Source organism: Gordonia sp. (in: high G+C Gram-positive bacteria) (assembly GCF_052106715.1).
GTDB lineage: Bacteria > Actinomycetota > Actinomycetes > Mycobacteriales > Mycobacteriaceae > Gordonia.
Genome location: NZ_JBQEDL010000035.1, coordinates 24,307 through 34,206 on the forward strand (window position 1 = coordinate 24,307; position 9,900 = coordinate 34,206).

Annotated in this window: 8 protein-coding genes; all 8 read left to right on the forward strand. The window is 66.3% G+C overall.

Translation table 11 applies throughout. The features are described from left to right. The first annotated feature begins 203 nt into the window (after positions 1-203). Entirely contained in the window at positions 204-2,969 is a 2,766-nt protein-coding gene (gene secA, locus ACTIMF_RS15645) for a preprotein translocase subunit SecA (protein WP_442351207.1), read from the forward strand. A gap of 54 nt (positions 2,970-3,023) precedes the next feature. After that, positions 3,024-3,983 carry a DUF808 domain-containing protein gene (locus ACTIMF_RS15650; protein ID WP_442351208.1) on the forward strand — a complete coding sequence of 320 codons (960 nt, stop codon included), beginning with the start codon at positions 3,024-3,026 and terminating at the stop codon, positions 3,981-3,983. A gap of 90 nt (positions 3,984-4,073) precedes the next feature. Next, positions 4,074-4,511 (forward strand): Rv3235 family protein, encoded by a 438-nt coding sequence (locus tag ACTIMF_RS15655; RefSeq protein WP_442351209.1) that lies wholly within the window; start codon positions 4,074-4,076, stop codon positions 4,509-4,511. A gap of 86 nt (positions 4,512-4,597) precedes the next feature. Further along, the gene (locus ACTIMF_RS15660) at positions 4,598-6,064 is read left to right on the forward strand and encodes a wax ester/triacylglycerol synthase domain-containing protein (protein WP_442351210.1); all 1,467 of its coding nucleotides are present in this window, start codon (positions 4,598-4,600) and stop codon (positions 6,062-6,064) included. Between the two features lie 17 nt (positions 6,065-6,081). Continuing rightward, the gene (locus ACTIMF_RS15665; protein ID WP_442351217.1) at positions 6,082-6,579 is read left to right on the forward strand and encodes a DUF6912 family protein; all 498 of its coding nucleotides are present in this window, start codon (positions 6,082-6,084) and stop codon (positions 6,577-6,579) included. Between the two features lie 104 nt (positions 6,580-6,683). Next, the gene (locus tag ACTIMF_RS15670) at positions 6,684-7,277 is read left to right on the forward strand and encodes a mycothiol transferase (RefSeq protein ID WP_442351211.1); all 594 of its coding nucleotides are present in this window, start codon (positions 6,684-6,686) and stop codon (positions 7,275-7,277) included. 95 nt (positions 7,278-7,372) lie between these two features. Further along, positions 7,373-8,485, forward strand: coding sequence for a ferredoxin reductase (locus ACTIMF_RS15675; RefSeq protein WP_442351212.1), 1,113 nt, complete (start codon positions 7,373-7,375; stop codon positions 8,483-8,485). An 89-nt stretch (positions 8,486-8,574) separates the two neighbouring features. Then, positions 8,575-9,837, forward strand: coding sequence for a fatty acid desaturase family protein (locus tag ACTIMF_RS15680; RefSeq protein ID WP_442351213.1), 1,263 nt, complete (start codon positions 8,575-8,577; stop codon positions 9,835-9,837). The last annotated feature ends 63 nt before the right edge of the window (positions 9,838-9,900 follow it).

A 9,900-nucleotide genomic window follows, 5' to 3' on the forward strand; every position in this document is an offset into this window, starting at 1 on the left:
TCCGGTCGGAGGTTCCGGCCGTCCTCGCATCGCCCGTGGGGGCGGCCGGATCACTTCTCTCCGGTCGCAGCGACACTCCTTATCGGTGTGCTCGACGTGCCTGCGTTCGCGCGCCCCGTACCATGGGTGGAGGTCTGTTCGGCCTGTCGTCTCGTTGGTGACAGGCCGGCGGCGAACTCGACCGCCTACCAAGAGGATTACCGTTGCTCAACAAGCTGCTCCGACTCGGCGAAGGACGTCTGGTCAAACGACTGGATTCGTACGCGACGAGCGTTGAGGCGCTCTCGGACGAGATGGAAGCGCTCAGCGACGCCGAACTGCGTGGCAAGACCGACGAGTTCAAGAAGCGGCTGGCGGACGGGGAGACCCTCGACGACATCCTGCTCGAAGCATTCGCCGTCGCCCGTGAGGCCGCCTGGCGCGTCCTGGACCAGAAACATTTCCACGTTCAGATCATGGGCGGTGCCGCACTGCACTTCGGCAACATCGCCGAGATGAAGACCGGTGAGGGCAAGACCCTGACATGTGTGCTGCCCGCATACCTGAATGCGTTGTCGGGCAAGGGGGTCCACGTCGTCACGGTGAACGACTACCTGGCCAAGCGTGATGCGGAGTGGATGGGCCGCGTTCACCGTTTCCTCGGCCTGGACACCGATGTGATCCTGACGGGCATGAGCCCGGACCAACGTCGCGCCGCCTACGCAGCCGACATCACGTACGGAACCAACAACGAGTTCGGTTTCGACTACCTGCGCGACAACATGGCGCACTCCCTCGAGGAGCTCGTGCAGCGCGGGCACAACTTCGCGGTCGTCGACGAGGTCGACTCGATCCTCGTCGACGAGGCGCGTACGCCGCTCATCATCTCCGGTCCCACCGACTCGTCGAGCAAGTGGTTCGGCGAGTTCGCGCGGATCGCGCCGTTGCTGGAGAAGGATGTCCACTACGAAGTGGACATCAAGAAGAAGACTGTCGGTGTCCACGAAGCGGGCGTCACCTTCGTCGAGGACCGGCTGGGAATCGACAACCTGTACGAGCCGGAGAACGCCCAGCTCGTCAGCTACTTGAACAACTCCATCAAGGTCAAGGAGTTGTTCCACCGGGACAAGGACTACATCGTCCGCAAGGGCGAGGTGATGATCGTCGACGAGTTCACCGGTCGTGTGCTCGACGGCCGTCGCTTCAACGAGGGCCTGCACCAGGCGATCGAGGCGAAGGAAGGCGTCGAGATCAAGGCGGAGAACCAGACGCTCGCCACGATCACCCTCCAGAACTACTTCCGCCTGTACGACACCCTCTCGGGCATGACCGGTACCGCCGAGACCGAGGCCGCCGAGTTCCAGCAGATCTACAAGCTGGGCGTCGTGCCGATCCCGACCAACCGGCCGATGATCCGTGCGGACCGCGCCGACCTCATCTACAAGACCGAGGAGTCCAAGTTCGCGGCCGTCGTCGACGACATCGTCGAACGGCACGCCAAGGGCCAGCCGGTGCTGATCGGCACCACGAGCGTCGAACGATCGGAATACCTGTCCCAGCAGCTCGCCGAAGCGGGCGTCGACCACTCGGTCCTCAACGCGAAGTTCCACGAGCAGGAAGCCCAGATCATCGCCGAGGCGGGACGTCTGGGTGCGGTCACGGTCGCCACGAACATGGCCGGTCGAGGTACCGACGTCGTCCTGGGCGGCAACCCGGACATCATCGCCGACACGCGTCTGCGCAAGGCCGGCCTTGACCCCGTCAACACGCCGGACGAGTACGAGGCCGCGTGGGAGGACGCGATCACCGTCGCGCGTGAGCAGGCGGCAGCGGAGGTCGACGACGTCCGTGAGGTCGGTGGCCTCTACGTGCTCGGCACCGAACGTCACGAGTCGCGGCGTATCGACAACCAGCTGCGCGGCCGTTCCGGACGTCAGGGCGACCCCGGCGAGTCCCGCTTCTACCTTTCGCTCGGCGACGAGCTGATGCGACGGTTCAACGGCGCGGCGTTGGAGTCGATCATGACCCGCGTCAACCTCCCGGAGGACGTGCCGATCGAAGCGAAAATGGTCACCCGCGCCATCCGCAGCGCGCAGACTCAGGTCGAGGAACAGAACTTCGAGATCCGCAAGAACGTCCTCAAATACGACGAGGTGATGAACGCCCAGCGCAAGGTGATCTACGGCGAACGCCGGGACATCCTCGAGGGTGACACCCATCGTGACCAGATCCGTGACATGGTGTCCACCGTTGTCGGCGCGTACGTCGACGGCGCCACCGCGACCGGATACGCCGAGGACTGGGACCTCGACACCCTGTGGACGGCGTTGAAGGAACTGTACCCGGTCGGGATCGACGCGAAGGACGTCGTCGGCGAGAACGAGTTCGGCGAACGCGACGACATCTCGCGCGAGGAACTTCGCCAGTTGATCGTCGATGACGCGCTCGCCGCCTACGACAAGCGTGTCGAGGAGATCGTCGGCGTGGCAGGCGACGAGGGCATGTTGAACCTGGAGCGGTCCGTGCTCCTGCAGGTGCTCGATCGCAAGTGGCGCGATCACCTGTACGAGATGGATTACCTCCGCGAAGGCATCCACCTCCGTTCGATGGCGCAGCGCGACCCGGTGGTCGAGTACCAGCGTGAAGGCTACGACATGTTCACCGCGATGCTCGATGCGATGAAAGAGGAGACCGTCTCGATCCTGTTCAACGCGCAGGTCCAGGTGGAGGCACCCGCACCCGCGCTCGGCACGAGCGTCAGCGACATGCTTGCGGGGCTCAGCGGTGGATCCGCCGACGACGACTCGCAGATGTTCAGCGGGCCCGGTGAAGACGGTGCGGCCGAGATCCATTCGCAGGCACAGGAGCTCGCAGGTGCGGCACCCGTACCCGCACCGGCGCGCGTGGGCGCCGCGAACAGTGGCGCAGCGGGCGGCGGCAGTCGGCGGGAACGACGCGAAGCCGAGCGGCGTAACCGTCGTAAGAAGTAGGACGCGCAGGTAGCGCCCGGTGGCTTCGGCCGCCGGGCGCTATCGTGTCTCGATATGAGCGCAGGACTCGCCGCCCTTCTCGACGACATCGCGGTACTGGCTAAAATGGCTGCCGCGTCGCTGGACGACGTCGCAGCCGCCACCGGGCGAGCCAGCGCGAAGGCGGTGGGCGTCGTCGTCGACGACACCGCGGTGACGCCGCGCTACGTGCACGGTGTGCGTCCCAATCGCGAGCTGCCGATCATCGGCAAGATCGCGAAGGGATCGCTGCGCAACAAGCTGTTGATCATTCTGCCGATAGCGTTGGTCCTCAGCCAGTGGCTGCCATGGCTGCTCACCCCGATCCTCATGGTCGGCGGAACGTATCTTTGCTACGAGGGCGCAGAGAAGATCTGGGAGGTGCTCTCGGGCCACGGGAAAGCCGCGGAGACCGTCGACAAGATCGGCCCCGAGCAGGAGAAGGCGGTCGTGTCGGGTGCAGTCCGCACCGACTTCATCCTGTCGGCCGAGATCATGGTGATCGCACTCAACGAGGTGGCCGACGAGGCGTTCGTGGCGCGGGCGGTGATCCTGGTGATCGTCGGAATCCTGATCACCGCACTCGTATACGGCGTCGTCGCGCTGATCGTGAAGATGGACGACATCGGGCTCGCCCTGGCCGGCCGCCGGCAGAAGGCGGTCGCCGCGTTCGGTCGCGGTCTGGTCACCGCGATGCCGGTCGTGCTCTCGACGCTCAGCGCCGTCGGCGTTGTCGCCATGTGCTGGGTGGGCGGACACATCGTGCTGCAAGGCGTCGACGAGCTCGGCTGGGCGTTCCCGTACGGCGTCGTGCACAGCATCGAGCACTGGTTTCACGATCTGATCCCGTCGATCGGCGGCGCGATCGGCTGGATCGCGAACACCCTCGCGTCCGCGGTGTTCGGCGCACTGTGGGGCGGCATCGTCCTGGCAGTCGTGCACGTGATCCCATGGCCGCGGCGCCAGCAGCATCACGGCGCGGCCCCGCTGACCTGACTGACGGCCGACACCGAGCGCTCAGGGCGGGTGACGTGCCCCGAGCGGCGTGTCATGGAACCGCGGAGACCTGACGTGCGTCCAAAGAGTATGAGCACCGTCACACGAGTTTGTCCCGGAACGACGCAGGATCCACGGGAAACGACGACAGGTCCGCCCGTCGAGGCGGCGCGCGCCGCGCGCGGCTACGTCATCGCGGTCCTGCAGCGGATCGTCGAAGTGCTCGACGGACGGCGGCCGTGCGAGCACCTGTCGCCGCTCGTCACCGTGGAAGTCTTCGAAGAGATCGCGGTCGCACTACGCAAGCGAGAATGCGAGGTGGCTCGAGCGCCGGTCCGTGGGCCTGCGGTGCGGTTACGTCGAGTCCACTTGCAGATGGTGTCGGCGCGGGCGGCGAACTACTTCGGGACCGTCGAACGCGATGTTCGCGCTCGTGCCGTCGCCGGTCGCGTCGAGCTCCGAACAGTCCGGTCGCCGGGGCGGCCCGCCGTCGAACGGTGGATGCTCACCGAGTTCGGGATTCTGTGACGGTAGCCGTCAGCGCACATTCGGCGACGGCAGCTGTCAGCGCGGTGGCACCGGGAGCGGCGAAACGCCTTAGACTCGAACACATCATGGTGAATCGATTGTCGGCCGAAGACGCGATGTACTACTTCCTCGACGGGAGCGGTACCAGCGTGCTCACCGGCGCCCTGGTGATCGTCGACTCGACGTCTGGTGATCCGGCTCGGGGCGGGAGGCTCGATTATCCGTCGCTGGTGTCGCTGGTGGAGCGTCGCCTGCAACTGGTCCCCCGCTATCGGCAGATCGTCAAAGAGGTCGCGCTCGGACTCGGTCGCCCGCTGTGGGTGGACGATCCCGAATTCGACGTCACATATCACGTTCGGTTGTCGGCCCTCCCGCAACCGGGAACCCCCGGCCAGCTCGAAGAGCTGATCGCGCGACTGATGTCGCGTCCGCTCGACCGGACGCGACCACTGTGGGAGATGTACCTGATCGAAGGCCTCGCGGGCGGCGGCACCGCGGTCCTCACCAAGTCGCATCGGTGCCTGATCGGGGGACCGGCCGACCGCGATCTGAGCGAAGCCATCACCGACGACACTCCGGACGGCCGCAGCCTCGATGAGGACCTGTGGCTACCGACCGCACCGCCCAGGCAGGCGTCGATGACCGTCGGCGCACTCGCCGAGGCGATCACCCGACCACGGGACCTCGTCGATTCGCTGTTGCGCGGCAACGGTCCGGTGGCCGACGTCTGGTCGGTGGCCGACAAGTCGGCGCGGCTCGTGACCGCGACGGTCCAGCGGCTCGTCGACGCCGCCCCGGACAGTCCGCTGAACGCCGTCACCACGTCGGCGCGGCTGTTCACCACCGCCCAGATTCCACGCCGAGACTGTGTGAAGATCGCGAACCGCTTCGACTGCACCTTCAACGACGTCCTGCTCGCCGTCGTCGCCGGGGTCCTGCGCCGCTGGTCGTTGTCGGTGAAGGACTCGGTCGGCCACGCCGAGGCCGTGCGGGTGATCGTCCCGTTGCGGGCCAGGGACGCCGACACGGGGTCGGACACGTCGGGAGCGGCGTCGGACGATGCCGGATCGTGGATGCCCGCGAACGGCCCCGAGTTCGTCACTGATCTCCCGGTCGGCGAGGACTCGCCGGTGGTGCGGCTGATGCAGGTTGCCGGCCTCGCTGACCGATATGCGGGGACGACCAGCCGCTTGACGTCGGAGGTGAAGCCGCTCCTCCCGGAGCTGGGGATAGTCCCGTTCGGCGAATTCTCGAGCCGAGCGTTCAGCAGCATCTTCCAGCGCGCGTACAACGTGCCGATCTTCTGGAGCGACGGCATCTCCGAACGTTTCCTGAAGGGTTGTCGCGTGGATCAGATCTACACGGTGCCGACACTGTCGGCCCAGCGTGCACTGGCGATCAGCGTGAACGAGTATGGCGACTCCGTGCAGTTCGCGTTTCTCGCCGACCGATCCGTGGTCACCGACTTGCCCGCGATGGCCGGGTACCTCGTGGAGTCGTTCGACGAGCTACTGCACGCGGGGCCGGTGGGTCTGGCGCCGAAGAAGCCATGAGAGAGGGAATCAACTACATGCGTGTCTATCTGCCTGCGACGTTGGCGATGATCCAGGAATTGGTCACGGCAGACGGTGCCCGGTTCCTGCCCCTCGGGGGCACGGGATTCGCCGTGACGCCCGCACTGCGCGAGGCGTACACGTCCGGCGACGACGAAGAGCTCGGCGAGGTGGCGTTGCGGGAGGCTGCGCGCGCATCGCTGCGGCTGCTGAGTGACGACGAGTCGGGGCTGCCCGCTCGCCGCGTCGTGGTGGTCGCCGACGCCGACGCCGCTGTGCGTCCCGACCTCGACGACGCCGTGGTGCGGGTGGCGGGCGGGGTGGCGACCGGCGACATCGTCGCGGTCCACGTCGACGGCGGCGCCGCGGAGTCGGCGGTGCAGGCTGCGGTGAAAGCGGTCGATGCGGCCGACCTCGGTGATGAGGACGCCGAGCTCACGATCGGCGACGTCGAAGACCACGACCTCGGCTGGTACGCCACGCAGGAACTCCCGTTTCTGCTCGAGCTCCTCTAGCCACAGACGCCGGGCGGTACGAATTCGTCGTATTCAGGACCAGAACTGACCGCAATGCCTGTGAGACTCAGGGCACACGCAGATCAGATCACCTGGAGGACACCATGTACGCACCCGCTCGCGACAACGAGATCACCGGCTTCGTCGGCTACCTCGACCAGCAACTCGACCACCTGCGCGCCGCGCTTTACGGACTGACCGAGGAGCAGGCCCGTCTCACGCCGTGCCGGAGCGTGCTGTCGGTCGGTGGCGTCCTCAAGCACATCGCGCACAGTCTGCCGGCTGCCGCAGCCCGTCTGCGCGGCGAGTCGGTCGATCGAGTCTTCGACGAGGCGGGCTTTGCGGAGTACATGGGCAGCTTCGCCCTGACCGACGACGAGACGGCGGCTGGGCTCATCGAGCGGTTCGACGCCGATCGGGCAGCGTTCATCGCCGCCGCCCGCGGTTGCGATCCGGACGGCGACTCGATGGAACTGCCCGCACCGTGGGCCGGGATCCTCGACTCCCGTCCGATCAAGAATCGCTACTACCTCGGTCACCTTCTCGAGGAGTTCGCGCGCCACGCTGGGCACGCCGACATCATCCGCGAGCAGATCGACGGACAGTCCGTGCCGGGCCTGGTTCTGTCCCTCTCGGGTGCGCCGGCCAACGACTTCTTCACGCCGTACCGGGCCGAGTCGGGCACGCTCTTGGCGTGAGCAGCAGCGTTCGCCCTCCCGCCGTCCAACCGCTAACCTACGGAGGCGTAGGTTAGCGGTTCGTTGATCGGACCGGGACGGCGGAGGAGTCGAACATGGGCTGGCGGGAACGATTCGAGGCACCGGTTGCCGGAGTGTCCGGCGGTAAGGGCAGCAATTGGCTGCGCGCCGCCGCGGCGCGGGTGACCACGCCGCTCCTGCCCGACGACTACCTGCACCTCGTGAATCCGCTGTGGTCGGCTCGGGAGTTGCGCGGCAAGATCGTCGCGGTGAAGTCGGTGACCGCCGACAGCGCCACGATCGTCATCGCGCCGGGCTGGGGCTTCTCGTTCGACTACCACCCCGGGCAGTACATCGGGATCGGCGTCCTGGTCGGTGGACGATGGACGTGGCGCTCGTACTCGCTGACGTCGGAACCCGACAGCTCCGTCGCCGATCGGACCGTGGCGATCACGGTGAAGGCCATGCCCGAGGGTTTCCTCTCGTCGCACCTGGTGAACGGGCTGACGCCGGGCACCGTCGTACGTCTGGCCGCGCCGGCAGGCGAGTTCGTCCTGCCCGACCCGCCGCCCGAGAAACTGCTGTTCGCGACTGCCGGCAGCGGCATCACGCCGATCATGTCGATGCTGCGAACCATGGCACGGCGCGGGCAGCGCGTGGACGCGGTTCTGGTGCACTCGGCGCCCGACGAGGACGGCGTGCTGTTCCTCGACGAACTGCGGTCGTTCGCCGCCGCGGGTCTGGTGGACCTCAAGCTCCGACTGACGAGTGTCCAAGGCCGCGTCGACGCGGCGACCCTGAACGAGGCTGTCCCCGACTGGAGTGAACGGCAGACGTGGGCGTGCGGTCCGAGCGGCTTCGTCGACATGCTCACGACGATGTTCGGTGAGGACGGGCACGAGGACCGTCTGCACGTGGAACGTTTCGCGCTCGATCGCGGCGCGGCGGGCGCCCAGGGTGGAACGGTGACGTTCAAGCGCGATGGCAAGACAGCGGAGGTCGACGGCGCGCAGACGCTCCTGGAGGCGGGGGAGCAGGCCGGCGTGCTCATGCCGTTCGGCTGCCGGATGGGCATCTGCCAGAGCTGCGTCGTCATGCTCGACAAAGGCTGTGTCCGTGACTTGCGCACCGGCGTGGAGCACGTCGAAGGCGAGCGGGTTCAGACATGTGTGACGGCCGCGGCGGGAGACTGCACCCTCGACGTGTGATCGGCCTCACGATGGCGCTCGCCTAGACAACCTACGGTTGCGTAACCTACGATTGCGTAAGTTGGTTTTCCACGCGAGAAGGAGTGACGATGGCGATCGCTGACGTACCCGAGTATGCGCACCTGACCGACGACGACGTAGAGGCCTTGGGCGCCGAGTTGGATGCGATCCGCGCCGACATCGAGGCCGACCGCGGCGACCGGGATGCTCGTTACCTGCACAACACGATCCGATTCCAGCGAGGCCTGGAGTTCACCGGACGCATGCTGACGATGGGCGCGAGCCGTCGCCCTGTGTGGTGGGTCGGCGCCGTGACTCTCGGTGTCGCGAAGATCGTCGAGAACATGGAACTCGGCCACAACGTGATGCACGGCCAGTGGGATTGGATGAACGACCCGGAAGTGCACTCCACCTCGTGGGAGTGGGACATCACGGGCCCCAGTGCGCACTGGAAGCACACCCACAACTACATCCATCACAAGTACACGAACGTGCTCGGCATGGACGACGACGTGGGCTACGGCCTGCTGCGGGTGACACGTGACCAGCGCTGGCGGCCCTTCAACCTCGGCAACCTCGCCTACAACACGCTGCTCGCGCTGTTCTTCGAATACGGCGTCGCCGCACAGCATCTGGAACTGGGCAAGAAGCGGAAGACGCCCGAAGCCAAGGCTGAACTCCAACGCGATATGCGGGACGTCGGTCGCAAGATCGGCAAGCAGGTCGGCAAGGACTTCGTGCTCGCGCCCGCAATCGCAGGCGTTCTGAACCGCTCGCCGCGTGCCGCGCGCAAGACGGCGAGCGCGAACCTCCTGGCGAACGTGATACGCAACGTGTGGACCAATGCGGTGATCTTCTGCGGCCACTTCCCGGACGGTGCCGAGAAGTTCACCAAGGCCGATATGGACAAGGAGTCGCAAGCCCAGTGGTATCTGCGGCAGATGCTCGGCAGTGCTAACTTCCGGTCCGGTCCGGTTCTCGCGTTCATGAGTGGCAACCTGTCCTACCAGATCGAGCACCACCTGTTCCCGGACCTGCCGAGCAACCGGTTGGCCGAGATCTCGCTGCGCGTGCGGGCGCTGTGTGACGAGTACGACCTTCCGTACACGACCGGTTCGTTCCTGGTTCAGTACGGGAAGTCGTGGCGGACCATCGCGAAACTGTCGTTGCCGAACAAGTATCTACGCGCCACCAGCGACGACGCCCCGGAGACCGCGTCCGAGCGTCGGTTCCGAGAAGACGGCGGACCGCGCCTGGCTCCGGTGATGGATGCACGCACCGGCCGTCGCCGAGGGTTGAAGACGGCCATCTCGGACAGCCGGGCGCGACGCCGAGAGCGGATAAGCGCATAATAGGGCCTGATGGCGATCTCCGATATCAATGAGTATGCGCACCTGACCGACGACGACGTAGAG